The sequence below is a fragment of the Pseudomonas sp. 31-12 genome, from assembly GCF_003151075.1.
In the GTDB taxonomy this organism is placed as follows: domain Bacteria; phylum Pseudomonadota; class Gammaproteobacteria; order Pseudomonadales; family Pseudomonadaceae; genus Aquipseudomonas.
Map to the genome: position 1 here is coordinate 623,994 of NZ_CP029482.1, position 25,799 is coordinate 649,792.

21 protein-coding genes are annotated in these 25,799 nt (G+C 60.3%); 10 read left to right on the forward strand and 11 right to left on the reverse strand.

What is annotated here, in order from left to right; genetic code table 11:
- Positions 1-175 precede the first annotated feature (175 nt).
- The 10 genes from DJ564_RS02925 to DJ564_RS02985 form a co-directional block, all read right to left on the reverse strand.
- The gene (locus DJ564_RS02925; RefSeq protein ID WP_033055348.1) at positions 176-796 is read right to left on the reverse strand and encodes a TetR/AcrR family transcriptional regulator; all 621 of its coding nucleotides are present in this window, start codon (positions 794-796) and stop codon (positions 176-178) included.
- 59 nt (positions 797-855) lie between these two features.
- Positions 856-2,538: a class II poly(R)-hydroxyalkanoic acid synthase gene (gene phaC, locus DJ564_RS02930; protein WP_109627551.1), complete on the reverse strand. Its 1,683-nt coding sequence runs from the start codon at positions 2,536-2,538 to the stop codon at positions 856-858.
- Positions 2,539-2,652: 114 nt separating this feature from the next.
- Entirely contained in the window at positions 2,653-3,507 is an 855-nt protein-coding gene (gene phaZ / locus DJ564_RS02935) for a poly(3-hydroxyalkanoate) depolymerase (RefSeq protein ID WP_084322545.1), read from the reverse strand.
- Between the two features lie 220 nt (positions 3,508-3,727).
- Positions 3,728-5,407 (reverse strand): class II poly(R)-hydroxyalkanoic acid synthase, encoded by a 1,680-nt coding sequence (phaC, locus tag DJ564_RS02945; protein WP_109627554.1) that lies wholly within the window; start codon positions 5,405-5,407, stop codon positions 3,728-3,730.
- 258 nt (positions 5,408-5,665) lie between these two features.
- Positions 5,666-6,046 (reverse strand): gamma-butyrobetaine hydroxylase-like domain-containing protein, encoded by a 381-nt coding sequence (locus DJ564_RS02950; protein WP_109627556.1) that lies wholly within the window; start codon positions 6,044-6,046, stop codon positions 5,666-5,668.
- 206 nt (positions 6,047-6,252) lie between these two features.
- Positions 6,253-7,590 carry an ATP-dependent protease ATPase subunit HslU gene (gene hslU / locus DJ564_RS02960; RefSeq protein ID WP_109627557.1) on the reverse strand — a complete coding sequence of 446 codons (1,338 nt, stop codon included), beginning with the start codon at positions 7,588-7,590 and terminating at the stop codon, positions 6,253-6,255.
- Positions 7,591-7,644: 54 nt separating this feature from the next.
- The gene (hslV, locus tag DJ564_RS02965; protein WP_007899242.1) at positions 7,645-8,175 is read right to left on the reverse strand and encodes an ATP-dependent protease subunit HslV; all 531 of its coding nucleotides are present in this window, start codon (positions 8,173-8,175) and stop codon (positions 7,645-7,647) included.
- A 290-nt stretch (positions 8,176-8,465) separates the two neighbouring features.
- Complete coding sequence (locus DJ564_RS02975; RefSeq protein WP_109627561.1) at positions 8,466-9,170, reverse strand: SPOR domain-containing protein; 705 nt, start codon at positions 9,168-9,170, stop codon at positions 8,466-8,468.
- A 1-nt stretch (position 9,171) separates the two neighbouring features.
- Positions 9,172-10,908: an arginine--tRNA ligase gene (gene argS / locus DJ564_RS02980; protein ID WP_109627563.1), complete on the reverse strand. Its 1,737-nt coding sequence runs from the start codon at positions 10,906-10,908 to the stop codon at positions 9,172-9,174.
- Positions 10,909-11,145: 237 nt separating this feature from the next.
- Entirely contained in the window at positions 11,146-13,365 is a 2,220-nt protein-coding gene (locus DJ564_RS02985; protein WP_109627564.1) for a primosomal protein N', read from the reverse strand.
- A 360-nt stretch (positions 13,366-13,725) separates the two neighbouring features.
- Between DJ564_RS02985 and rpmE the strand changes: the two genes are divergently transcribed.
- From rpmE to DJ564_RS03000, 3 genes are all read left to right on the forward strand, one after another.
- On the forward strand, positions 13,726-13,956 hold the full coding sequence (rpmE, locus tag DJ564_RS02990; protein WP_077747612.1) for a 50S ribosomal protein L31: 231 nt from the start codon (positions 13,726-13,728) through the stop codon (positions 13,954-13,956).
- A 14-nt stretch (positions 13,957-13,970) separates the two neighbouring features.
- Positions 13,971-14,771 carry a thermonuclease family protein gene (locus DJ564_RS02995; RefSeq protein ID WP_109627566.1) on the forward strand — a complete coding sequence of 267 codons (801 nt, stop codon included), beginning with the start codon at positions 13,971-13,973 and terminating at the stop codon, positions 14,769-14,771.
- A gap of 182 nt (positions 14,772-14,953) precedes the next feature.
- A complete protein-coding gene (locus DJ564_RS03000; protein ID WP_010464435.1) occupies positions 14,954-16,222 on the forward strand; it encodes a malic enzyme-like NAD(P)-binding protein in 1,269 nt (422 codons plus the stop codon).
- Between the two features lie 268 nt (positions 16,223-16,490).
- On the opposite strand, the gene DJ564_RS03005 is transcribed toward DJ564_RS03000, so the two are convergent.
- A complete protein-coding gene (locus DJ564_RS03005) occupies positions 16,491-18,935 on the reverse strand; it encodes a penicillin-binding protein 1A (protein WP_371922070.1) in 2,445 nt (814 codons plus the stop codon).
- Positions 18,936-19,152: 217 nt separating this feature from the next.
- Between DJ564_RS03005 and DJ564_RS03010 the strand changes: the two genes are divergently transcribed.
- From DJ564_RS03010 to aroB, 7 genes are all read left to right on the forward strand, one after another.
- On the forward strand, positions 19,153-20,217 hold the full coding sequence (locus DJ564_RS03010; RefSeq protein WP_109627569.1) for a pilus assembly protein PilM: 1,065 nt from the start codon (positions 19,153-19,155) through the stop codon (positions 20,215-20,217).
- Positions 20,217-20,783 carry a PilN domain-containing protein gene (locus tag DJ564_RS03015; protein ID WP_109627570.1) on the forward strand — a complete coding sequence of 189 codons (567 nt, stop codon included), beginning with the start codon at positions 20,217-20,219 and terminating at the stop codon, positions 20,781-20,783. Before DJ564_RS03010 ends, DJ564_RS03015 begins: the two co-directional genes overlap by 1 nt.
- Positions 20,780-21,403, forward strand: coding sequence for a type 4a pilus biogenesis protein PilO (gene pilO, locus DJ564_RS03020; protein ID WP_109627572.1), 624 nt, complete (start codon positions 20,780-20,782; stop codon positions 21,401-21,403). Before DJ564_RS03015 ends, pilO begins: the two co-directional genes overlap by 4 nt.
- On the forward strand, positions 21,400-21,927 hold the full coding sequence (locus DJ564_RS03025) for a pilus assembly protein PilP (protein WP_109627573.1): 528 nt from the start codon (positions 21,400-21,402) through the stop codon (positions 21,925-21,927). Before pilO ends, DJ564_RS03025 begins: the two co-directional genes overlap by 4 nt.
- Before the next feature lie 13 nt (positions 21,928-21,940).
- Positions 21,941-24,016 carry a type IV pilus secretin PilQ gene (gene pilQ, locus DJ564_RS03030; protein WP_109627575.1) on the forward strand — a complete coding sequence of 692 codons (2,076 nt, stop codon included), beginning with the start codon at positions 21,941-21,943 and terminating at the stop codon, positions 24,014-24,016.
- A gap of 4 nt (positions 24,017-24,020) precedes the next feature.
- Positions 24,021-24,539: a shikimate kinase AroK gene (gene aroK, locus DJ564_RS03035; RefSeq protein WP_010464421.1), complete on the forward strand. Its 519-nt coding sequence runs from the start codon at positions 24,021-24,023 to the stop codon at positions 24,537-24,539.
- 151 nt (positions 24,540-24,690) lie between these two features.
- Positions 24,691-25,791: a 3-dehydroquinate synthase gene (gene aroB / locus DJ564_RS03040; RefSeq protein ID WP_109627577.1), complete on the forward strand. Its 1,101-nt coding sequence runs from the start codon at positions 24,691-24,693 to the stop codon at positions 25,789-25,791.
- Positions 25,792-25,799: the final 8 nt, after the last annotated feature.

Sequence of the window (25,799 nt, forward strand, 5' to 3'; positions counted from 1 at the left end):
AAACGCCCGGCCTGCAAAGGTCGGGCGTTTTTGTTTGTGCACGGATCTGCAAACACCGCAGCCGCTGTGGGAGCTAGCCTGCTAGCGATAGCGGTTCATCAGTCACAACAATGTCGACGGATAATCGCTATCGCTAGCAGGCTAGCTCCCACAGGGGGGCGGCGGTGTTCAGGGGTTACTCGTGTTCTTCGAGGTATTGCAGCGCCAGTTGCTCAGTCGCGACCTTGATCGGCGGCAGCAAATGCGGCGCCACCAGCATCATGATCTGATACACCACCAACCTCACTTCACCCTCGCGATCAAGAATCCGCTGGTAGTCCAGCGAGAACAGCAGCGTCATGGTGATCTGCTCCACCAATTGCCCCAGCGCCTGCGTATCGCTGACCAACTGCCCCTGAGCCTTCAGCCGCGCCAGCAATGAAGCCAGCGTGCGCTTCAGTGCATTGAGCAGGTTGCGGATTCCCTTGGCCAGTTTCGGCAAGCGCCCGGCCAGGTTCGACAGGTCCTGAAACAGAAACCGGTAGTGGGCCAGCCGCTCGACGATCAAGTGCAGGAACAGCCAGTAATCCTCCGGCGCCAATTCCACATCGGCCGGCGGATCAAGCAGTGGCGCAAGCTCGGCCTGGAAACGCTCGAACAATCCGAGAATCAGCGGTTCCTTGCCGTGGAAGTGGTAGTAGAGGTTGCCCGGGCTGATCCCCATTTCGTTGGCAACTTCCATGGTGGAAACGTTCGGTTCACCCTTCTGATTGAACAATTGCAGGGCACATTCGAGGATCCGGTCGCGGGTTTTCATCCAGTCTTCTTAATGGTCGAGTCATGCCACGGCAGACGTGTGCCGTGGTTCGTTGTCAGTCAGCGCACACGAACGTAAGTGCCGGGTGCCGCCTCCAGCGGTGGATAGTTCTGGTTGCCGAGGGTCATGTGGGTTTCTTTTTGCGCGCCCGAGCGTTCCTGAACCCAGCCCAGCCATTGCGTCCACCAGCTACCGTCGACTTGCTTGGCGTCGTAATACCAGGCCCGTGGATCGCTGCTCAGTTTCGCGCTCTCGACGAAGTTGGCTTTCGGGTTCGACGGTGGGTTGAGGATGCTTTGTACATGACCGCTGTTGGACAGCACGAAGCGCCGCTCGCCACCCAGCAGCAGCGTCGAGCGATACACCGCATCCCACGGCGTGATGTGGTCGTTGATACCGGCCACGCTGAAGCTGTCGACGGTGACTTTCTGCAAGTCGATCGGCGTGCCGCACACTTCCAGTCCGCCCGGATGACCCAGCGGGTTGTGCTTGAAGAAGTCCAGCAGGTCGCCATGCAAGGCCGCTGGCAAGCGGGTGTTGTCGTTGTTCCAGTAGAGGATGTCGAACGCTGGCGGCTCCTTGCCCAACAGGTAGTTATTGACGAAGTAACTCCAGATCAAATCGTTGGGGCGCATCCAGGCAAAGACCTTGGCCATGTCGCGTCCGTCCAGCACACCTTTCTGATAGGAACGACGCTTGGCGGCTTCCAGGGTCTGTTCGTCGGCGAAGAGTGTGGCCGGGCTGTCCATCTGACTGTCGAGCAAGCTCACCAGATACGTCGCGCTGGACACCCGCCGCAGTTGTCGCTTGGCCTGCAAGTGCCCTTGCAGCGCGGCGATGGTCAGCCCGCCGGCGCAAGCGCCCATCAGGTTGACCTCGCGAGCACCGGTGATCGCGCGGCAGACGTTCATTGCTTCTTCCACCGCTTCGACGTAGGTCGACAGACCCCATTCACGGTGACGCACATCCGGGTTGCGCCAGCTGATCATGAACGTCTGCAGGCCGTTTTTCAGGGCGAACTGGACGAAGCTGTTGTGCGGGCTCAAGTCGAAAATGTAGTACTTGTTGATCTGCGGCGGCACCACCAGCAGCGGTTTGGAATACTGCTTTTCGCTCATCGGCTTGTACTGGATCAGCTCCAGCAGTTCGTTGCGAAACACCACGGAACCGGTGGTGGTGGCGACCGTTTTGCCGACCTCGAAAGAGTGCTTGGTGACTTGTCTGGGCAGGCCGTCGTTATGCAGGAAGTCATCGAACAAGTGGCTGATGCCGCGCACCAGGCTGTGGCCGCCGGAGTTGAAGATCTCCTTGATCGCCAACGGATTGAGCAGGGAGTTGGACGGCGCCACGGCGTCGTTGAGCAAGGCGAACGCGAAGTGGGCGCGAGCGCGATCGTCCGGGGTCATGTTGCTTTCGTCGATCCAGCTTTTGACCTGCTTCTGCCAGCTCAGGTAGGCCTGCAAACTGCGGCGATAAAACGGGTTGAGGCTCCACGCCGGGTCGGCGAAGCGATTGTCCTGCGGGTTGGTCGGGTGCAGGGTTTCACCCAGCAGCACGCGACCCAGTTGGCCGCCGAGTTTCAAGGCGTGTCGGGCGCTGTGCACCGGGTTGCGCAGGCCATGGGCGGCAACGCTGCGCAGGGTCGACAACAGATCCCGGCCACGCAGGCCGGTGATCGCACTCTGTGCGTTGATGAACGCGGCGGGAGTGGGCAAAAAGTCCCTCGCTGGTTTTTCGCGCATGAATCAACACTCCTTCGTCTTCAGGCCAAATACAAATACACCGAACCAGAACACCATAGACGCTGTTACGGGTTGTTGCGCGGTACGGCGTCCTGCCGACCGACAATGGGCCGGTTAACCGCCCAATGGCGCCGGATGCGGATGCATCACGGCGCGCTGACGTTCCTCCTCGAGGAATTTCATGATGATCGGTGCCACGGCTTCGGCGCGGGTAATCAGGAACAGGTGCCCGTCATCGATGATGTGCAGCTGAGCATTGGGAATCCGCCAGGCCAGCACGCGCATGTTGATCAGCGGGATCAGCGGATCGTCGTCGCCGGCCAGCACCAAGGTCGGCTGATGGATCTTGTGCAGCCAGTGAATGCTGGTCCAGCCAAGCCCGGCGAACAGCTGCCAGTAGTAACCGAGCTTGCCCGCCGAACGCACTTTCGCTGCGTGGCTGGCGGCCAGGGTCGGGTCGCGACGGAACGAACCGCCATAGATCATCGGCGCAATGCGGATTACGTGGGACGGCTGGATGTAGCGCCGTGGGCTGGCCATCATCCACAGCACTTTCGGTTTGCCCGGCACCATCACCGCACCGGCCGCCGTGGCCGCCAGCACGAGTTTCTTGCAGCGCTCGGGATAGTCGTACGCGAACTGCTGGGCGAGGGCGCCGCCCCAGGAAACGCCGATGACGTTGACCTTTCCGTAGTCGAGGTAGTCGAGCATCCGTGCCGTGAGTTTCGCCAGCCCCGGAAAACGGTACGGCCGATTGGGCGTCGAGGAGCCGCCGACACCGGGTACGTCGAAGGCGATGACTTCCAGGTCCGGGTCCAACGCCGCGACAAACGGAAACACCAGCTCCAGGTTGGCGCCGATGCCGTTGAAAATCAGCAAGGGCGTCAAGTGAGGCTTGCCGGGGCGTACCGCCGTGCGGAGGGTCTGGCCATCCAGGTCGACGGTACGGAATATGAACGGTTGCGGCATGCTTCAGGCCCTGTGGGTTAATTCATCCCCGATCCCCCTGTGGGAGCGGGCATTTGTGGCGAGGGGATTTATCCCCGTTGGGTGGCGAAGCCGCCCCAAAACCTGCAACCTCGGTGTATCAGTTACACCGAGTGCGTTGGTTTACGACTGCTTCGCAGTCGAACGGGGATAAATCCCCTCACCACAAAAGCTCCCTTCTACAGAGGGAGGGGTGTGTCAGTTACCGCTCATGCACATAGGTGCCGGGTGCTGCTTCGCCGGCCGGATAGGCCTTGTTTCCCAGGCTCGCCGGGGATTTCTTCAGCTTGCCCGAACGCTCGGCCTGCCAGGCCTGCCAGTGCAGCCACCAGGAGTCAGTGTGCTTGGTGGAATTCTCTTGCCATTCTTCGGCTTTAACCGGCATTTCCGTGCTGGTCATGTAACGTGACTTAGGGTTGCCCGGCGGGTTCAGAATGCTTTGGATATGCCCGCTGCTGGACAGCACGAATTCAACCTTGCCGCCAAACAACTGCGCCGACTTGTAGCAGGACTTCCACGGGGTGATGTGGTCGTTGGTGCCGGCCAGGGAAAAGATGTCGGCCGTGACCTGTTTCAGGTCGATCGGCGTGCCGCACACTTCCAGTGCGTCGGGACGAATCAGCGGGTTGTTCTTGAACATTTCGATCAGGTCGCCGTGGAACGCGGCGGGTAACCGGGTGGTGTCGTTGTTCCAGAACAGGATGTCGAATACCGGCGGCTCGTTGCCCAGCAGGTAGTTGTTGACCCAGTAGTTCCAGATCAAATCGTTGGGGCGCATCCAGGCGAAGACTTTCGCCATGTCGCGGCCTTCCAGCACACCGGCCTGATAGGAATGGCGCTTGGCGGCTTCGAGGGTCTGCTCGTCGACGAACAGGGCTACGTCGCTGTCCAGGGTGGTGTCCAGCACGCTGACCAGCAACGTCAGGGCGTTGACCTTCTTCTCGCCGATCGCGGCGTAGTGGCCCAGCAGGGCGGTGCAGGTGATGCCGCCGGAGCAGGCACCGAGCATGTTCACGTCTTTGCTGCCGGTGATCGCGGTGACCACGTCGACCGCTTCCTTCAGCGCCTCGATGTAGGTCGACAGACCCCACTCGCGCTGCTCCTTGGTCGGGTTGCGCCAGCTGACGATAAACGTCTGCACGTTGTTGCGCAGGCAGAAGCGCGCCAGGCTCTTGTCCGGGCTCAGGTCGAATACATAGAACTTGTTGATTTGCGGTGGCACCACCAGCAGCGGTCGCTCGTGCACCTGCTCGGTGATCGGGCGGTACTGGATCAATTCCAACACGTCGTTGCGGAACACCACCGCGCCTTCGGTCACGCCCAGGCTCTTGCCGACTTCGAACGCGCCCATGTTGACCTGGCTCGGCATGCCGCCGTTGTGCACCAGGTCCTTGGCCAGATGCGAGAGGCCGTCAAGCAGGCTTTTACCGCCGGTTTCGAAGAAGCGTTTGACCGCCGCCGGGTTGGCCGCACTGTTGGTCGGGGCCATGGCTTCGGTCATGAGGTTGATCACGAAATGCCCGCGACTGACGTCTTTGGGCGGCAGATTGCTGTCGTCAATCCAGTCGTGGAGTTCCTTGCGCCACGCCAGGTAAGTTTGCAAATAACGTTTGTAGAGCGGGTTCTGGCTCCAGGCCGGATCGGCGAAGCGACGGTCATCGCTGGTCGGTTGAAGCTCCGATTTACCGAACAACACATTCTTCAGTTCAAGGCCGAAATGGGCGACATGCTTGGCACTGTGAATCGGTTGTCTGATGGCCTGCCTGAGCACCATACGAGCAGACGCCAGCAGATCCTTTCCACGCAGCCCAACGACAGGATTCAGCCCCAAGGTGTTTTCCGAGGCTTGATACTTCAAGTCATCGTTATTCTTGTTACTCATCTACGACGCTCCATTGTCCTGAGACGAGTACCTGGATCCAGCCGTGTTTTCACACAGCCAATGCCAGGTACTTCTGCTCGGGTGACCGTTAATTCTGCATCGCTGCTTTTTACGGCAGAGAGCACTGCAGGGAACTTGCCAGTTCCATTGGTTACCCGAGTTTAATTTTTTTCGCAAGCGGGCCAATCATTGACCCAGGAGCGGAGCATTCAAACAGATGGAATTAGAAAATGCCCTCTAAAGAGCAAGAGGGCTGACCTAGAGCATCAGCTTGACGATGGATTCGTTCGGATCGCGGGTTTTTCCGGCGGCTTTGAGCTCAGCAAGATAATCGTTCCAAAGCGCCTCCTGACGCACGCCCAGCTGGTACAGATATTCCCAGGTGAACAGGCCGCTGTCGTGGCCGTCGTCGAAGGTCAATTTCAGTGCGTACTGACCGGCCGGTTCTACCTTGGTCAGGCCTACGCCGATCTTGCCAAATTGCAGGATGGGATTGCCGTGGCCCTGGACCTCGGCGGAAGGAGAGTGCACGCGCAAGAACTCGGCGGGCAGGTGATGTTCCTCGCCGGACGCGTATTTCAGCGACAGGGTTTTCGAGGCTTTGTGCAGTTTGATATCGGTGGGGAGTTGGGTCGTCATGGGGCCGATCTTCCGTCTGTATGGAGGCCCTGTGTTGGCGGGTGATCCTGTGGCGAGGGAGCTTGCTCCCGCTCGGCTGCGCAGCAGTCGTAAATCCGCAGAACGTGGTCTTCCTGATAAACCGCGTTCGCCGATTTTGGGGCCGCTGTGCGACCCAGCGGGAGCAAGCTCCCTCGCCACAGAAGCCCGCTCACACAGAATGAGACCTACAGGATATAACGGGACAGGTCTTCGTTCTGCGCCAATTCACCGAGGTGGCTGTTGACGTATTCGGCGTCGATCAGGATCACCTTGTCATCGTGGGCACTGGCCAGGTCGCCGGCGCTGAACGACACTTCTTCGAGCAGACGCTCAAGCAACGTGTGCAGGCGACGGGCACCGATGTTCTCGGTCTTCTCGTTGACCTGCCAGGCGATCTCGGCGATGCGCTTGATGCCGTCCGGCTGGAACTCGATGGCCAGGCCTTCGGTTTTCAGCAAGGCGCAATACTGCTCGGTGAGCGACGCGTGCGGCTCGCTGAGGATGCGCTCGAAGTCTTCCGGCGTCAGCGCCTTCAGTTCGACACGAATCGGCAGACGACCTTGCAGCTCAGGCACCAGGTCGCTCGGCTTGCTCAGGTGGAACGCACCGGAAGCGATGAACAGGATGTGGTCAGTCTTGACCATGCCCAGCTTGGTGTTGACGGTGCAGCCTTCGATCAGGGGCAGCAAGTCACGCTGCACGCCTTCACGGGACACGTCGACGCCGCCGGAATTACCGCGCTTGGCGACCTTGTCGATTTCATCGATGAACACGATGCCGTGCTGCTCGACGGCCTCCAGAGCCTTGGCCTTCAACTCTTCATCGTTGACCAGGCGGCTGGCTTCTTCGTCACGCACCAGTTTCAGCGCTTCCTTGACCTTGATCTTGCGGTTTTTCTTTTTGCCCTTGCCCATGTTGGCAAACAGGCTCTGCAACTGGTTGGTCATCTCCTCCATGCCCGGTGGCGCGGAGATATCGACGCCGGCCATTTCGGCGACTTCGATTTCGATCTCCTTGTCATCCAGCTGACCTTCGCGCAGGCGCTTGCGGAACAGCTGGCGGGTGTTGGAGTCGGCCGATGGGGCGTCATCACTGTTGAAGCCCATGCGCGCCGGCGGCAACAGGGCGTCGAGGATGCGCTCTTCGGCGGCGTCTTCGGCGCGGTGGCGAACCTTGGTCATTTCCTGTTCGCGCAGCAGTTTGATCGCCGCGTCAGCCAGGTCACGAATGATCGATTCGACGTCGCGACCGACGTAGCCGACTTCGGTGAACTTGGTCGCTTCGACCTTGATGAACGGCGCGTTGGCGAGCTTGGCCAGGCGACGGGCGATCTCGGTTTTACCGACGCCGGTCGGGCCGATCATCAGGATGTTCTTGGGTGTTACTTCAACGCGCAGCTCTTCAGGCAGCTGCATCCGGCGCCAGCGGTTACGCAGCGCGATGGCGACGGCGCGCTTGGCATCGTCCTGGCCGATGATGTGGCGATTGAGTTCGTGGACGATTTCACGGGGAGTCATGGACATAGTAATTGGCGGTCCTCTAGCAAAAGTGAGCCGTGGCGCTAGGCCGGAACAGGCTTACTCGGCGAGGTCCTGCTCCTCAATGGTGAAGGTGTGGTTGGTGAATACGCAGATGTCGCCGGCGATACCGAGCGCGGTTTCGACGATTTCCCGGGCCGAGAGATCGGTTTTTTTCAGCAGCGCGCTGGCGGCGGCCTGGGCGTAACCGCCGCCGGAGCCCATGGCGATCAGGCCTTCTTCAGGTTCGACCACGTCGCCGTTGCCGGTGATGATCAGGGAGGCGTCTTTGTTCGCGACCGCGAGCATGGCTTCGAGGCGGCTGAGGGAGCGGTCAGTGCGCCATTCTTTGGCGAGTTCGACAGCGGCGCGAACCAGGTGGCCCTGATGTTTCTCAAGCTGGCCTTCAAAACGCTCGAAGAGAGTGAAGGCGTCAGCGGTGGCCCCGGCAAAACCGGCGATTACCTGGCCGTGGTACAGGCGACGAACTTTCTTCGCGTTGCCTTTCATCACGGTATTGCCGAGAGAAACCTGGCCGTCGCCGCCCATGACGACTTTGCCGTGGCGGCGAACTGAAACGATGGTGGTCAAGAGAGAGTCTCCACGCAGCGGGGCGAAAATGCCTTATGCCAACTCATATGGGGGTGGTGATGCGTTTTTCAACTGCGGGACGGGAGAGGGGACGAGCGGTGTGTCAGTTTGCAAAGGAGTGTGCAGGTGAATCGCCTGTGGCGAGGGAGCTTGCTCCCGTTCGGCTGCGAAGCAGTCGTAAATCCGGGTTTCGCGGTTTGTCTGGCAAACCGCGATGACTGAATTGGGAGCGCTCCGCACTCCAGCGGGAGCAAGCTCCCTCGCCACAAAAGCAGGTTGTTTTCGGGAGATTAGCGGTTCTGGCGTTGTTGTAACAACAGGTTGCTGAAGCCGGCGCCGGACAGTTGTTTCTGCGCCGTGGTGAGCTGTTCGCGATTGCTGAACGGACCAACCAAAACCCGATACCAGGTCTCGTCCTTGACCGTGCCGGATTCAACCGCCACTGCCTGGCCCAGCAAAATGATCTGCGCCCGAACCTTGTCTGCGTCAGCCTCCTTGCGGAACGAACCGGCCTGCAGGAAGAACTTGGTCACCGGGGCTGCTTTGGACACCGGTGGAGCTGGCGGCGGAGTGATCCCGGCCAGTGCCGCTTGAGCGCGCGCAGTATCAATTTTCGCCGCTTGCTCGGGCGTGACCGGCGTGGTCGGAATCGCCGGCACTTGTGGCGTCGGCAGGGTTTTCTCCGGTACGGCATCCGGTGGCACGATGACTTCCGATTCCGGCAGCAACGTGTAGAAGTCGTACTTCGGCTTCACCGGTTGCGTCGGGCTCGGCGGGGTCTTGTTGGCCTCGGCGATCTTGGCTTTCTGCTGCTCGATCTTCTCGCGCTTGACGCTCTCGCTGCCCTTGCCCGGTTCCAGTTTCATCAGGAACACAATGAACGCGCCGACCGTCAGGCCGATGGCCATCCACAGCCAGCCCGGGATCGGTTGCTTTGCAGGAGCTTGGTAACGGCTGGCGCCACGCTTGGGTGCAGGTTTTTTCTTGGCAGCCAACTTACATACGCTCCAGAGTTTCCAGACCCAAGAGTTCCAGGCCTTGCTTGAGAGTGCGGCCGGTCAGCGCGGCGAGGCGCAGACGGCTCTGCATTTGCGCCGGGGTGTCGGCGCTGAGGATCGGGCAGTTCTCGTAGAAACTGGAGAACAGGCCGGCGACATCGTACAGGTAGGTGCACAGGATGTGCGGTGTGCCTTTTTCGCACACGTTGTTCAGCACTTCACCGAACTGCGCCAGCTTGGCTGCCAATTCGTGTTCGTGCGCGGCTTCGAGGACGATCTGGCCTTCGACTTCGCTGAAATCCTTGCCTAGTTTGCGGAACACGCCGGCCACGCGGGTGTAGGCGTACAGCAGGTACGGCGCAGTGTTGCCTTCGAAGTTCAGCATCTGGTCGAAGTTGAAGCTGTAGTCGCTGGTGCGGTGCTTGGACAGGTCGGCGTACTTCACCGCGCCAATGCCCACGACTTTGGCGATGTTGCGCAATTCGTCTTCGGCAAGCGTGGGGTTCTTGTCTTTCACCAGGGTGTAGGCGCGTTCCTGGGCTTCGGTCAGCAGGTCGATCAGCTTCACGGTGCCGCCATCACGGGTCTTGAACGGACGGCCATCGGCGCCGTTCATGGTGCCGAAGCCCATGTGTTCCATTTCCATCGGGTGCGTCACGAAGCCAGCCTTGCGGGCGACCGCGAACACTTGCTGGAAGTGCAGCGCCTGACGCTGGTCGACGAAGTACAACGCACGGTCAGCCTTGAGCTTGCCGCTGCGATAACGCACGGCCGCCAGGTCGGTGGTGGCGTAGAGGTAGCCGCCGTCGGCCTTGACGATGATCACCGGCAGCGGGTCGCCGTCGGCGTTCTTGAATTCGTCGAGGAACACGCACTGCGCGCCATTACTCTCGACCAGCATGCCCGCGGCCTTGAGGTCGTTGACCACATTGATCAGGTCGTCGTTGTAGGCACTTTCGCCCATCACGTCGGCCATGGTCAGTTTGACGTTCAGCAGCTCGTAGATTTTCTGGCAGTGCGACAGCGAGATGTCTTTGAACTTGGTCCACAGCGCCAGGCAGTCCGGGTCGCCGGCTTGCAGCTTGACCACCAGGCCTCGGGCGCGATCAGCGAACTCTTCGGATTCGTCGAAGCGTTGCTTGGCGGCGCGGTAGAAGTTTTCCAGGTCCGACAGCTCGTCGCTGGTGATCGGGTTTTCCTGAAGGTAAGCCATCAGCATGCCGAACTGGGTGCCCCAGTCGCCGACGTGGTTCTGACGGATCACTTCGTCGCCGAGGAACTCCAGAACGCGCGCCACGCCGTCGCCGATGATGGTCGAGCGCAAGTGGCCGACGTGCATCTCTTTGGCCAGGTTCGGCGCCGACAGGTCAACCACGGTGCGCTGTGCCGGGCCAGCCTTGCGCACACCGATATGTTCATCGGCCAGGGCGGCGTCCAGGCGAGTGGCCAGGGCATCAGTGTTCTGGAAGAAATTCAGGAAGCCCGGGCCGGCGATTTCGGTCTTGCTGACGTTTTCGTCAGCCGGCAGCGCGGCGATGATTTTCTCTGCCAGATCACGCGGCTTCATGCCCGCAGGCTTGGCCAGCATCATGGCGATGTTGCTGGCGAAGTCGCCGTTCTTCTTGTCGCGGGAGTTTTCCACCTGGATCGCCGGCGACAGGCCTTCAGGCAACACACCTTCGTTGACGAGTTGGGTGATGGCTTGTTGGATCAGCTGGCGAATGGTGTCTTTCATGGTGTTCTCTTTCGACCGCAAGCGCGGCGGCGCTTCGATGCGCTAGTGGAAAAACTGGGCATTATCCGTGGCCCAGACGTGCTTGCCAACTATAGCGGGCAGGTTATGGATATGTGGTGACTATTAGGGCCTCTTCGCGAGCAAGCCCGCTCCCACAGTGAATCTGCGGTGTTCATACATTATGTGTCTGTCACAACCCCTGTGGGAGCGGGCTTGCTCGCGAAGGCGATTTCTAAATCAATACAAATCCACCGGATCGACATCCAGCGACCAACGCACCGCCCGGCCACTCGGCATCTGTTCCAGCACCAGCAACCAATTGGCGAGCAACCGATGCAACGGCGCCCGGGCCGTGGCCTGCAACAACAACTGCGCACGATACCGCCCCGCGCGACGCTCCATCGGCGCCGGCACCGGGCCGAGAAGCTCAATCCCGGTCAGATTCTGCTCAGCCAGCAAACGTTCGGCCTCGCTGCACGCCTCATCGAGAAAACCTTCGGCCTGCCCAGGCTTGTGCGCTTCGGCCCGTAGCAACGCCAAATGCGCAAACGGCGGCAATCCTGCAGAACGACGCTCACTCAAGGCCTGTTCGGCAAAGGCGAAATAGCCCTGTTCGGTCAGTTGCACCAACAGCGGATGATCGGCCAGGTGCGTCTGGATAATCACTTTGCCCGGCTCTTCGGCGCGCCCCGCACGGCCCGCAACCTGAACGATCAGCTGCGCCATGCGCTCGCTGGCGCGGAAGTCGCCGGAGAACAGCCCGCCGTCGGCATCGAGTATCGACACCAGCGTCACCCGTGGAAAGTGGTGCCCTTTGGCGAGCATTTGCGTGCCGACCAGAATGCATGGATGGCCTTTCTGGATGGTCGCGAACAGCTGATTCATCGCATCCTTGCGCGAGGTGCTGTCGCGGTCGACCCGCAGCACCGGAAAGTCCGGGAACAGGATCGCCAAGCGTTCTTCTGCGCGCTCGGTGCCGGCGCCCACCGGTCGCAAATCGACCTTGCCGCACTTCGGGCAGTGTCGAGGCACGCGCTCGACGTAGCCGCAATGGTGGCAGCGCAGTTCACCGGAGCGCTGGTGCACGGTCATTCGCGCATCGCAGCGCTGACACTCGGACATCCAGCCGCAGTCGTGACACAGCAGCGTCGGCGCAAAGCCGCGACGATTGAGAAACACCAACACCTGCTGGCCGGCTGCCAGCGTCTGACCGATGGCTTGCTGCATTGGCCCGGAAATGCCGCTGTCCAGTGGACGACTTTTGACATCGAGACGCAGGAATCGCGGCTGCTTTGCGCCGCCAGCACGCTCGTTCAGCCGTAGGAGGCCATACCGACCGGTGTAGGCGTTGTGCAGGCTTTCCAGCGAAGGCGTCGCGGAGCCGAGCACGATGGGGATGTTTTCCTGCCGCGCGCGCACCAACGCCAGATCGCGGGCGTGATAGCGCAAGCCTTCCTGCTGTTTATAAGAGCCGTCGTGCTCTTCGTCGATGATGATCAGGCCGGGATTTTTCATTGGCGTGAACAGCGCCGAACGGGTGCCGATGATGATGTCGGCGTCACCGTCCCGGGCGGCGAGCCAGGCTTCGAGGCGCTCGCGGTCGTTGACCGCTGAGTGAATCAGGGCGATGCGCGCATTAAAACGCTGCTCGAAGCGCGCCAGGGTTTGCGGGCCGAGGTTGATCTCCGGGATCAACACCAACGCTTGCTTGCCGGCTTCAAGGGTTTCGCGGATCAGCTGTAAATAGACTTCGGTCTTGCCGCTGCCGGTGACGCCGGCCAGCAGGAACGCGTGATAACTGTCGAACCCGGCGCGAATCGCCTCATAGGCGGCGCGCTGCTCCGGATTGAGCGGCAACTCCGGTTGCGCCAGCCAGTGTTCGTGGCGGGCGCCGGGGGCGTGCTTGCGGATTTCCACCTGCACCAGATCCTTGGCCAGCAACAGATCAAGACTGTCCTTGCTCAGCATCAGTTTGCTCAGCAATTGATGGGCGACGCCGTGAGGGTGTTGGGCGAGGGTCGCCAGGGCTTCACGCTGGCGGGGCGCGCGGGCGATGCGCGGATCGTCAAGGCTGGCGCCCGGCGCGGCGGACCAGAAGCGTTCCTGGCGCGCCTCGGCCAGTTCACCCTGACGCAGCAACACCGGCAGCGCCCAGCTCAAGGTATCGCCGAGGCTGTGCTGGTAATACTGCGAGGTCCACAGGCACAGTTTGAACAGCGCGGGCGGTAACGGCGGCGTGGCGTCGAGCAGGGCCAGGGCCGGCTTGAGCTTTTCCACCGGGACTTCGCTGGTGTCGGTGACCTCCACCAGAATCCCGATCATCTCCCGCCGGCCGAACGGCACCCGCAGGCGCATGCCCGGTTGCAACTGGGCGCGCAGGACGCCGGCCGGGGCACGGTAATCGAACAGACGGCGCAGCGGCGAAGGCAGGGCGAGGCGCAAAATGGCGTCGGGCACGCGGGGGATTCTCGTTGGACGGGGCAGTAAATGAAAGGCTGAACACGTAACCTGTGGTAGCGACCTGTGGCGAGGGGATTTATCCCCGTTCGGCTGCGAAGCAGTCGCAAATTCAATGAATACGGTTTTTCTGAGACACCGTAATCACCGCTTCAGGGCCGCTCCGCGACCCAACGGGGATAAATCCCCTCACCACAGGTCACTCCCGCAGGGACGCTGCTTTGGACCGGGAGCCTAGCAGACGGTCGGTAGAAGCGACAGCTTGCGTGATTGTCAATGTCTGATAGAATCCGCGGCCTAATTACGTGCGGTATTCAACAATAGTGTTGGGTGGCGGCACGCTAGCCCGAGGAAGACACCATGAAAGCTGATATCCATCCAGATTATCCAGTCATTGCTGTTACTTGCAGCTGTGGCAACAAGTTCGAAACCCGTTCGACCTTCGGCAAAGCTCTGCCGATCGACGTTTGCAACGAATGCCACCCGTTCTACACCGGTAAGCAGAAGACTCTGGATACCGGCGGCCGTGTGCAGCGCTTCGCAGACCGTTTCGGTGCTTTCGGCAAGAAAGCTCCTGCTGCAGCAGAGTAAGGTTCGAAAGCCCCATGGGCTTTACCTTGCTAATGAAAAAGGCGTCCCTCGCGGGCGCCTTTTTTGTGTCCGCGATTTGGCTGTCCGGCGCCCAGGCTTTCTGCCCGGTGCCGAGCGGCCTTACACCCGTCGCGGTGCAGCGGGTGGTGGATGGCGACACCTTGCGCCTGAACGATGGCCGCAGTGTGCGCATGATCGGCTTGAACACGCCTGAGCTGGGCAAGCAGGGCCGTTCAGACGAGCCGTTTGCCGTGGTTGCGCGCAAACGCCTGGAAGCGCTGGTTGCAGCCAGCGACGGACGCGTGAGTTTGCTGCCTGGTAAAGAGAGCCAAGATCATTACGGCCGCACGCTGGCCCATGTCTATGGTGCCAATGGCGCCAACCTCGAAGCGCAGATGCTTGCCGAAGGTCTTGGATTTCAAGTGGCGGTCGCGCCGAATATCGATTTGGTCGGCTGCCAGCAAGCCGCCGAACGCAGTGCCCGTCAGGCCGGTCTTGGGCTGTGGCGGCAATCCCCTGTACTGAAAGCAGAGCAGATCAACGCTTCCGGTTTCGCCGTGCTCAGCGGTCGTGTGAGCAAGGTTCAGCGCAATCGCGGCGGGGTTTGGATTGAGTTGCAGGACGCGGTTGTATTGCGCGTTGCACCCAATTTGCTCGGGCAGTTCGATGTAGCGTCGCTTGAGCGGCTGAAGGGCAAGCAGATCGAGGCGCGTGGCTGGGTAGTGGATCGATCGCGCCGGGGCGGTTTGAAATCTGGGCAGGCGCGCTGGCTTCTGTCGCTCACCGATCCGTCGATGCTGCACGCGGCGCCCTGAGAAAAAATTGTAGACATTTTTTCTATTGATTGTGAACAGTCTATCCCTTGTGTTCCGTGGCTCTTGGCCCAAAGTCTTAGGGCAGGGCGCTTGACAGGGGTGACTGGTCAGTCTTGTGGGGACTTTGCGACACGCGTATCCTCGGCGGTCCGTCTGTCCAACAGTAAAAGCGGAATGCCCACATGTCTGATTTGAAAACTGCCGCTCTCGAATATCACGCCCATCCTCGTCCAGGGAAGCTGAGTGTCGAGCTCACCAAGGCCACCGCTACCGCCCGCGACCTGTCGCTGGCCTACAGCCCCGGCGTAGCCGAACCAGTACGCGAAATCGCCCGCGATCCTGAACTGGCCTACAAATACACCGGCAAAGGCAACCTGGTTGCAGTCATTTCCGATGGCACCGCGATTCTCGGCCTGGGTAACCTCGGCCCATTGGCTTCCAAGCCAGTCATGGAAGGTAAAGGCGTGCTGTTCAAGCGTTTCGCCGGCATCGACGTTTTCGACATCGAAGTCGACTCCGAAAGCCCGCAAGCCTTCATCGACACCGTCAAGCGTATCTCCATCACCTTCGGTGGCATCAACCTGGAAGACATCAAGGCACCTGAGTGCTTTGAGATCGAACGCGCTCTGATCGAGCAGTGCGACATTCCGGTATTCCACGATGACCAGCACGGCACCGCGATCGTTACCGCCGCCGGCATGATCAACGCCCTGGAAATCGCTGGCAAAACCCTCGCCGACGCCAAGATCGTCTGCCTGGGCGCCGGTGCGGCCGCCATCTCCTGCATGAAATTGCTGGTGAGCATGGGCGCCAACATCGAAAACATCTTCATGGTTGATCGTACCGGCGTGATCCACTCCGGCCGTGACGACCTGAACCAGTACAAGGCTGTCTTCGCTCACGCGACCGACAAGCGCACCCTGGCTGACGCCCTGACCGGTGCCGACGTGTTCGTTGGCCTGTCCGGCCCGAACCTGTTGAGCGCTGAAGGCCTGAAATCCATGGCGGCCAACCCGATCGTGTTCGCCTGCTCCAACCCGGATCCGGAAATCGCCCCGGAACTGGCGCACGCCACCCGTGACGACGTGATCATGGCGACCGGCCGTTCGGACTACCCGAACCAGGTCAACAACGTGCTGGGCTTCCCGTTCATCTTCCGTGGTGCCCTGGACGTTCGCGCCAAGCGCATCAACGAAGAAATGAAAGTGGCCGCGGCCAACGCCCTGCGCGAACTGGCCAAGCTGCCGGTTCCTCAGGAAGTGTGCGACGCCTACGGTGGCATCAAGCTGGAATTCGGTCGTGAGTACATCATTCCGAAGCCGATGGATGCTCGCCTGATTACCGTGATCTCCGATGCTGTGGCCAAAGCCGCCATCGAGACCGGCGTAGCAACCCTGCCGTATCCGAAGAACTACCCGCTGAAAAGCGTGGATGACGTGTTCAACGGCTAAGTCGTTTAGCGCTTCAACCGAAAGCCCCGATTCGTATGAGTCGGGGCTTTTTTTGTCTGTGGTTTTTGTGGTGTCTGTGAGGGACTCTTCGCGGGCAAGCTCGCTCCCACAGTGGATTATCGGTGTGCATGCGATCTGGTACGCAACAGAGATCCCTGTGGGAGCGGGCTTGCCCGCGAAGGGGCCTTCCAGGACAACACAAAACCTGCAGGCAATAAAAAGCCCCGCACCTCTCTCGAAGGCGGGGCTTTTGCATTGCGCTACGCGATCAGAACAAATCGATCGGCGCCGCCTCATCCGCCGGCAGCGGGCTACCCGGCGCATTGCCGTTACCCAGCTCATTCACCGACGGTGGTGTGTCTTCAGCCTTGAACAGCTCGAAGTACGCGCCTGGCGTGCCCGGGGTGGCTGCGCGACCGCTGACCGGGTCAACCCGCAGGCTGAGGATGCCTTCCGGCTCTGCCTGGGTATGAGGCGGCTTGTCTTTCAGAGCGGCAGCCATGTAGTTCATCCAGATCGGCAGCGCGACGGTGCCGCCGAACTCACGTTTGCCCAGGCTTTCAGGCTGATCGAAGCCGGTCCAGACGGTGGTCACGTAATCGGCGTTGTAGCCGGAGAACCAGGCGTCCTTGGATTCGTTGGTGGTACCGGTCTTGCCCGCAATGTCACTGCGGCCCAAGGCCAGAGCGCGGCGGCCGGTGCCGAGCTTGATCACGTCCTCGAGCATGCTGTTGAGGATGTAGGTGGTGCGACCATCGACGATGCGTTCAGCCACGGCTGGCGTCTGCGGTGCAGCGCCGGGTGCGGCCGGAGCCTCGCCTGGCGTCGTATTGATCGTGAACGCCTGGGCCTCGCTCGGTGCGGCGATGCCGTTGGTTGCTACATCGCTCTGAGGAACGCTCGGCGGGTTGGCGACGAACAGCGTGTCGCCATTGCGGCTTTCGATCTTGTCGATGATGTACGGGGTGATTTTGTAGCCGCCGTTGGCGAAAGTGCTCCAGCCGGTGGCGATTTCCATTGGCGTCAGGGTCGCGGTGCCCAGGGCCAGGGACAGGTTGCGCGGCAGGTCCTGCTTGTTGAAGCCGAACTTGCTGATGTAGTCGATGGTGCGATCGACGCCCAGCGCCTGCAGCAGTCGGATCGACACCAGATTGCGCGACTTGTACAACCCTTCACGCAGGCGGATCGGGCCCAGGAAGGTGTTGGTGTCGTTCTTCGGACGCCAGACCTTGTCCAGGTATTCGTCGACAAACACTATCGGTGCATCGTTCACCAGGCTGGCGGCGGTGTAGCCGTTGTCCAGCGCAGCGCTGTACACGAAGGGCTTGAAGCTCGAACCCGGCTGACGTTTGGCCTGCATGGCGCGGTTGTAGTTGCTCTGCTCGAAGGCAAAACCACCGACCAGCGAGCGTATGGCGCCGTTCTGCGGATCAAGGGACACCAGCGCACCTTGCGCTTGCGGGATCTGGCTGAACTTCAGCGAATTGTCCGGTTGGCGTTGCACGCGAATCAGGTCACCGACCTGCGCCACGTCAGATGGCTGCTTCGGATTGGCGCCCATGCTGTTGGTGTTCAGGAATGGACGTGCCCATTTCATGGTGTCCCAGGCGACGTGTTCTTCACCGGTGCGGGTAATCACTTGCAGGCCGTTCTTGTCGACCTGAGTGACGATGGCCGGCTCAAGGCTGCTGATGGTCCGCTGTTTGGTCAGCTCGGTGGCCCAGGCCTCGCGAGTCTTGCCCGGCAGGCGCGATTCAGGGCCGCGATAGCCGTGTCGCTGATCGTAGGTCATCAAGCCTTCGTGGACGGCGGTGTTGGCCATTTCCTGAAGATTGCTCGGTACCGTCGTGGTGACGCGGAAACCTTCGGTGTACGCATCGCTGCCATAACGGCCGACCATTTCGGCGCGGGCCATTTCGGCGATGTACGGCGCGTTCACTTCCGGCGTCGGCACGTGGTAGCTGGCGTTCAGCGGCTCGTTGATTGCGGTGGTGTAGTCGGCTTCGGTGATCTTGCCGAGCTTGTACATGCGCCCAAGGATCCAGTCGCGACGTTCCTTGCTGCGAGCCGGGTTGGCCAGTGGGTTGAAGCGCGAAGGAGCTTTTGGCAGGCCGGCGATCATCGCCATCTGCGCCAGGCTGACATCACGAATCGACTTGCCGTAGTAAACCTGCGCGGCGGCTTCGATGCCGTAGGCGCGGTTACCCAGGTAGATTTTGTTGACGTACAGCTCGAGGATCTCGTCCTTGGTCAGCTGCCGTTCGATCTGCAGGGCCAGGAGAATTTCGGTGGTTTTGCGCGAGAAGCTGCGTTCGCTGGTCAGGAAGAAGTTCTTCGCCACCTGCATGGTGATGGTGCTGCCGCCGGACTGGATGTGTCCGCTTTTTACCAGTTGGGTCGCAGCGCGCATCAGGCTGCTGGGATCGACGCCATAGTGGTTGGCGAAATTGTCGTCTTCAGCGCTTAGTAACGCATTGATGAAATTGGGGGGAATGTCGGCGAAACGGATCGGCGTGCGGCGCATTTCGCCAAATTCTGCGATCAACTTGTTGTCGCTGCTGTACACCCGCAATGGAATCTGCAACTGGATGCTTCTCAGAGCCTCCACAGATGGCAATCCCGGACTAAGGTAAAGAAACGCGCCGCTCAGACCAAGGAGCAGTCCGCAGAAAACGGCGACGATGGACCAACCGAAAAATTTCAGCAGACGAATCAAGGCTTTGGGATATCCAGGGCAAAGAATGAATTGGGCAACAGGGTTCAGATAACAGGGAACGACCCGCGCTTGCAGTAAAAACCGGAAAAAAACGCTGGGCATTATAAGCATTTTTCCGTCGAGGGCGTCATTTGCGCTGCTGTCAAGACGGGTGGTTTGAACGCAATGGGTATTACAGAGTCCGTAAGACACGGATAGTCATAGGGAATTGGTAGTGCTAGGACTCTTCAATAAAAAAGCCAACACGCTTCTGGGGATCGACATCAGCTCCACGTCGGTGAAGCTGCTTGAGCTAAGTCGCCAGGGCGAGCGTTATCGGGTCGAGGCCTATGCGGTCGAACCCTTGCCCGCCAACGCAGTGGTCGAAAAAAATATCGCCGAGCTCGAAGGCGTGGGTCAGGCTCTCTCTCGCGTGTTGCTCAAGGCCAAAACCAATCTCAGAAATGTCGCCGTAGCTGTCGCCGGATCGGCAGTCATCACCAAAACCATTGAGATGGATGCAGGTCTTTCCGACGACGAGATGGAAAACCAGCTGAAGATCGAGGCCGATCAGTACATCCCCTATCCGTTGGATGAAGTCGCCATCGACTTCGAAGTCCAGGGCGCGTCGGCGCGTAACCCCGAGCGGGTCAATGTGCTGCTGGCGGCCTGTCGCAAGGAAAACGTCGAAGTGCGTGAAGCCGCCCTGGCGCTGGCCGGCCTGACGGCGCGCGTGGTGGACGTCGAGGCTTATGCGCTGGAGCGATCGTTCTCGTTACTGGCCGGGCAACTGGCGGTTTCGCAGGAGGGGCTGACCGTGGCGGTGGTCGACATCGGCGCGACCATGACCACCCTGAGCGTGCTGTACAACGGGCGGATCATCTACACCCGCGAACAATTGTTCGGCGGTCGGCAGCTGACGGAGGAAATCCAGCGTCGTTATGGCCTGACCATCGAGCAGGCGGGGCTGGCGAAGAAGCAGGGCGGGTTGCCGGACGATTACGTCAGCGAAGTCTTGCAGCCGTTTCGCGATGCGCTGGTGCAGCAGGTTTCCCGGTCGTTGCAGTTCTTCTTCGCCTCCGGTCAGTACAACGCGGTCGATCACATCCTGCTGGCGGGCGGTACCGCGTCAGTCCCGGGGCTTGATCGCTTGATCGAACAGCGGCTCGGCACACCGACCCAGGTGGCCAACCCGTTCTCCGACATGGCGTTGAGCAGCAAGGTCAACGCCGGCGCCCTGGCAAGCGACGCGCCAGCACTGATGATCGCCTGCGGGCTTGCCCTCAGGAGTTTCGACTGATGGCGCGGATCAACCTTTTACCCTGGCGCGAAGAGCTGCGTGAAGAACGTCGCAAACGCTTTTTGCTGGCGCTGGTCGGCGTATTGGTGTGCTCGGTGGGCGCGATTTTTATCGCAGACCAAGTCATCAACGCCGCCATTGACCGACAGGTGGCCCGGAACGATTACATCGGCAAACAGATTGCCGTGGTCGACGAGCGCATCAAGCAGATCAGCGAGCTGAAGTCCCGTCGCCAGCAGCTCGTCGAGCGCATGCGCATCATTCAGGACCTGCAAGGCAACCGTCCGATCAGCGGGAGGATTTTCGACCAGTTGGCGCGTACCCTGCCGGACGGGGTGTATTTCACCGAAGTGAAGATGGCCGGTAAAACCCTATCCATTACCGGCGCGGCGGAATCGAACAATCGTGTTTCCGACCTGATGCGCAATCTGGATGCGTCCGACTGGTTCGATGCGCCGAGTCTCACGGAAGTCAAAGCCACCACTGCCGGGCAGCTGGATCAGGCCAATGTCTTTCAGTTGACCGTTCGTCAGACCCAGCCCGCTGTCGTGGAGGCTGGCAAATGAGCCCCTCGGAATGGTTTGAAGGCCTGCGCAAGATCGACATCAACGATCTGGACACCAACAACATGGGCTCCTGGCCGCCAGCGATCAAGGCCCTGGCGGGTGTCTTGCTGATGGTGCTGGTGCTGACCCTTGGTTACACCTTTTACATCAGCGATCTGGAAGATCACCTCGAACTTCAACGTGAGCAAGAGTCGACCCTCAAGGAGCAATTCGCGACCAAGGCGCACATGGCGGCGAACCTGGAGCTGTACACCCAGCAGATGAAAGAGATGGAGAACTCTTTCGGTGTGTTACTGCGGCAATTGCCCAGCGACACCGAAGTACCGGGGCTGCTGGAAGACATCACCCGCACTGGCCTCGGCAGCGGGCTGGAGTTCGAAGAGATCAAGCTGCTGCCGGAAGTTACCCAGCAGTTCTACATCGAACTGCCGATCCAGATCACCGTGACCGGCGCCTATCACGACCTGGCGACGTTCGTCAGTGGCGTGGCCGGATTGCCGCGGATCGTTACGCTGCATGATTTCGATCTCGCGCCAGCCGACCCCGAAGGCGGTCCGAAGCTGCGCATGAGCATCCTGGCCAAGACCTACCGCTATAACGACAAGGGGCTGCAGAAATGACCCCGATTCGTTGCTTGTTGATGGTTGTGTTGTTCGCCGGTCTGGCCGGTTGCGGCAACGGCAATGACGTCGGTGACCTCGACGCCTACATGAACGAAGTGCGCCTGCGGCCACCCGGCAAGATTGAACCAACGCCGACATTCCGGTCTTACCCAACGTTCACCTACAACGCTGCCAACCTGCGCAGCCCGTTTTCCCGGCAGGTCAGGGTCGACCTGGCGGGGCAAAAGCGCGGCTCGCGCAACGTCAAACCCGACCCCAACCGGGCCAAGCAATACCTCGAAGGTTTCAACATCGAGCAGTTTGAAATGGTCGGCACGATTTCCAATGCCACCGGCTCCTTTGCGCTGTTGCGCGGGGCAGGCGGGGTGCATCGGCTGAAAGTCGGCGATTACCTGGGGCGTAACGATGGACGGATCGTCGCCATCAGCGGCTCGCAAGTCGATGTGGTCGAAATCGTTCCCGACGGCGAAGGCGCCTGGCTGGAACGACCACGGACCATCCCTTTGAAAGAGCACTCATAGTGGAACTCGAATAATGAACAGGATTTTCTCAACCCTCGGTATCTCGCTATGGATAGCGTTGCTGTCGCCGATGGTACAAGCGGCCAACCTCAAAGCGCTGGATGTCGCCGCGCTACCGGGTGATCGTGTCGAGTTGAAGTTGTCTTTCGATAGCCCGCCCCCGCAACCCCACGGTTACACGACCGAGTCGCCCGCACGCATTGCGCTGGATCTGCCCGGCGTTGTCAGTCAGCTCAAAAGCAAAAATCGTGAACTGGGCGGCGGAAATGCCCGTAGCGCCACAGTGGTGGAAGCCAAGGACCGTACGCGACTTATCATCAATCTGACTCAGTTAACCCCTTACAGCGCACGGGTTGAGGGCAACAATCTGATCGTGGTGGTCGGGCAAGGCGCCACCAACAAAGCGTCCCGCCCGCCCGCCAGCGCACCCCGCGCCGCGACTGCAACGCCAGCCCCGACGAAAGCCTACGCACCCGTGGGCAAGGCCATCCGTGGTGTGGATTTCCAGCGCGGCACGCAGGGTGAAGGCAATGTGGTGATTGATCTGTCGGATCCTTCCATCGCCCCGGATATTCAGGAACGCGACGGCAAGATCATCCTCGGTTTTGCCAGAACCCAATTGCCAGAGCCATTGCGTGTGCGCCTGGACGTCAAGGATTTCGCCACCCCGGTGCAGTTCGTCAATGCCAGCGCCACGGGCGACCGGGCCACAATCAGCATTGAGCCCAGCGGCGCGTTCGATTATTCGACCTACCAGACTGACAACAAGCTGACGGTCAGCATCCGGCCGATGACGGTCGATGACCTGCAAAAGCGCAACGCCGAGCGTTTTGCCTATACCGGTGAAAAGCTCTCGCTGAATTTCCAGGACATCGATGTGCGTTCGGTGCTGCAACTGATCGCCGATTTCACCAACCTCAATCTGGTGGCCAGCGACACGGTGCAGGGCGGCATCACCTTGCGTTTGCAGAACGTGCCGTGGGACCAGGCGCTGGACCTGGTGCTAAAAACCAAAGGCCTGGACAAGCGCAAGATCGGCAACGTCCTGCTGGTGGCGCCGGCCGATGAAATCGCGGCGCGCGAGCGTCAGGAACTGGAGTCGCAGAAGCAAATCTCCGAGCTTGCGCCCCTGCGTCGTGAGTTGTTGCAGGTCAACTACGCGAAGGCTGCCGATATCGCCAAGCTGTTCACCTCGGTGACCAGTGCCGAAGCGAAAATCGACGAGCGGGGTTCTATCACGGTCGATGAGCGGACCAACAACATCATTGCCTACCAGACCCAGGACCGACTCGACGAACTTCGTCGTATCGTCGCGCAACTGGATATCCCGGTGCGCCAGGTCATGATCGAGGCGCGAATCGTCGAAGCCAACGTCGACTACGACAAGAGCCTCGGCGTGCGCTGGGGTGGTTCGGTGCAGAAGGGCAACTGGAACACGTCTGGGGTCAACGGCTCTTCGACCACCATTGGTACGCCGGGCAGCACCAGTACCAATTCGCCGTTCGTCGACTTGGGGACCTCTGCCAATACTTCGGGGATCGGCATCGCCTTCATTACCGACAATGTGCTGCTGGACCTTGAGCTTTCGGCCATGGAGAAAACCGGCAACGGGGAAATCGTTTCGCAGCCCAAGGTGGTCACGTCCGACAAGGAGACCGCGAAAATCCTCAAGGGCACCGAGATTCCCTATCAGGAGGCCAGCTCCAGCGGTGCCACGTCGGTGTCGTTCAAGGAGGCGTCGCTGTCCCTTGAGGTCACGCCACAGATCACCCCGGACAACCGCATCATCATGGAGGTCAAGGTCACCAAGGACGAACCGGACTATCTGAACAAGGTCCAGGATGTGCCGCCGATCAAGAAAAACGAGGTCAATGCCAAGGTCCTGGTCAATGATGGCGAGACCATCGTCATTGGCGGGGTTTTCTCAAATACTCAGAGCAAGGTTGTAGATAAGGTGCCATTTCTCGGTGATGTGCCGTATCTTGGCCGCCTTTTCCGGCGTGATGTGGTTTCGGAGAAAAAATCCGAGCTGCTGGTATTTCTCACTCCGCGTATCATGAATAACCAGGCGATTGCTGTGAGTCATTGATTCTGTGCGAAATTTGATTCTTGTTGGACCGATGGGAGCTGGAAAAAGCACCATCGGCCGGTTGCTGGCCAAAGAGCTGCGCCTGCCGTTCAAAGATTCCGATAAGGAAATTGAATTGCGCACGGGCGCCAATATCCCGTGGATTTTCGATAAAGAAGGCGAACCGGGCTTTCGTGACCGTGAGCAGGCGATGATCGCCGAGCTGTGCGGCTGCGACGGCGTGGTGCTGGCGACCGGTGGGGGCGCGGTGATGCGCGAAGCCAATCGTCGGGCGTTGCACGCCGGCGGTCGGGTGGTCTATCTGCATGCCTCAGTCGAGCAGCAGGTCGGCCGCACGTCTCGCGATCGTAATCGTCCGTTGTTGCGCACCGCCGATCCGGCCAAGACCCTGCGGGATCTGCTGGCGATCCGCGATCCGCTGTATCGGGAAATCGCCGACCTGGTGGTTGAAACCGATGAGCGGCCACCACGAATGGTGGTGCTCGATATTCTCGAACGCTTGCAGCAACTACCTCCCCGTTAAAGCGAGGCGCGAAATGCGCTATCCTCGGCGTCCTGTCACCACCGCTCAAGGTTGTGGCGGATGGCTACCGAACGGCGTCACACCAGCAGGCGCCGTGGACATTCGTTAACTCATGGCAGGACGCCTGATTCCATCTTCACTGTGGGGACACATGCAGACACTCAAGGTCGATCTAGGCGAGCGCAGCTACCCGATTCATATTGGCGAAGGTTTGTTGGATCAGCCTGAGCTGCTGGCCCCGCACATCCGCGGACGGCAAGTGGCGATCGTCTCCAACGAGACCGTTGCGCCGCTCTATCTCGAACGTCTGACCCGCAGCCTCGCGCAGTTCTCGGTGATTTCCGTGGTGTTGCCCGACGGCGAAGCTTTCAAAACCTGGGAAACCCTGCAGCTGATTTTCGACGGCCTGCTGACCGCACGCCATGACCGCCGCACCACAGTAATCGCCCTCGGCGGCGGTGTGATTGGTGACATGGCCGGTTTTGCGGCGGCCTGCTATCAGCGTGGTGTCGATTTCATCCAGGTCCCGACCACATTGCTGTCGCAAGTCGACTCCTCGGTGGGCGGCAAGACAGGAATCAACCATCCGCTGGGCAAGAATATGGTCGGCGCCTTCTATCAGCCAAACGTGGTGCTGATCGATACCGCGACCCTCAATACCCTGCCGGCCCGGGAACTCTCTGCCGGGCTGGCGGAAGTCATCAAGTACGGGCTGATCTGCGACGAGCCGTTCCTGACCTGGCTCGAAGAAAACGTTGATCGCCTGCGTGCCCTGGATCAGGTCGCCCTGACGTACGCCATCGAGCGTTCCTGCGCCGCCAAGGCTGAGGTGGTCGGCGCCGACGAGAAGGAAACCGGTGTTCGTGCCACGTTGAACCTGGGCCACACCTTCGGACACGCTATCGAAACCCATATGGGCTATGGTGTCTGGCTTCATGGGGAAGCGGTCGCTGCTGGCACCGTAATGGCTTTGGAAATGTCCGCGCGACTGGGCTGGATCAGCGAGCAAGAGCGCGATCGCGGCATTCGCCTGTTTCAGCGTGCCGGCCTGCCGGTCATCCCGCCTGACGAGATGACCGAAGCCGATTTTCTCGAACACATGGCAATTGACAAGAAAGTGATTGACGGTCGTTTACGCCTGGTGCTGCTGCGCCACATGGGCGAAGCGGTGGTGACCGACGATTATCCGAAAGAAGTTTTACAGGCCACGCTGGGAGCGGATTACCGCGCCCTGGCTCAGCTTAAAGGTTAATAAGATCC

Bases quoted from the DNA above. Each gene is read 5' to 3' on its own strand.
- phaC (WP_109627551.1), bottom strand. From the start codon at position 2,538: ATGCGCGAAAAACCAGCGAGGGACTTTTTGCCCACTCCCGCCGCGTTC.
- phaZ (WP_084322545.1), bottom strand. From the start codon at position 3,507: ATGCCGCAACCGTTCATATTCCGTACCGTCGACCTGGATGGCCAGACC.
- DJ564_RS03015 (WP_109627570.1), top strand. From the start codon at position 20,217: ATGGCGCGGATCAACCTTTTACCCTGGCGCGAAGAGCTGCGTGAAGAA.
- DJ564_RS03000 (WP_010464435.1), top strand. From the start codon at position 14,954: ATGTCTGATTTGAAAACTGCCGCTCTCGAATATCACGCCCATCCTCGT.
- DJ564_RS03025 (WP_109627573.1), top strand. From the start codon at position 21,400: ATGACCCCGATTCGTTGCTTGTTGATGGTTGTGTTGTTCGCCGGTCTG.
- pilO (WP_109627572.1), top strand. From the start codon at position 20,780: ATGAGCCCCTCGGAATGGTTTGAAGGCCTGCGCAAGATCGACATCAAC.
- DJ564_RS02950 (WP_109627556.1), bottom strand. From the start codon at position 6,046: ATGACGACCCAACTCCCCACCGATATCAAACTGCACAAAGCCTCGAAA.
- aroB (WP_109627577.1), top strand. From the start codon at position 24,691: ATGCAGACACTCAAGGTCGATCTAGGCGAGCGCAGCTACCCGATTCAT.
- DJ564_RS02925 (WP_033055348.1), bottom strand. From the start codon at position 796: ATGAAAACCCGCGACCGGATCCTCGAATGTGCCCTGCAATTGTTCAAT.
- DJ564_RS02995 (WP_109627566.1), top strand. From the start codon at position 13,971: ATGGGCTTTACCTTGCTAATGAAAAAGGCGTCCCTCGCGGGCGCCTTT.
- rpmE (WP_077747612.1), top strand. From the start codon at position 13,726: ATGAAAGCTGATATCCATCCAGATTATCCAGTCATTGCTGTTACTTGC.
- pilQ (WP_109627575.1), top strand. From the start codon at position 21,941: ATGAACAGGATTTTCTCAACCCTCGGTATCTCGCTATGGATAGCGTTG.
- argS (WP_109627563.1), bottom strand. From the start codon at position 10,908: ATGAAAGACACCATTCGCCAGCTGATCCAACAAGCCATCACCCAACTC.
- hslU (WP_109627557.1), bottom strand. From the start codon at position 7,590: ATGTCCATGACTCCCCGTGAAATCGTCCACGAACTCAATCGCCACATC.
- phaC (WP_109627554.1), bottom strand. From the start codon at position 5,407: ATGAGTAACAAGAATAACGATGACTTGAAGTATCAAGCCTCGGAAAAC.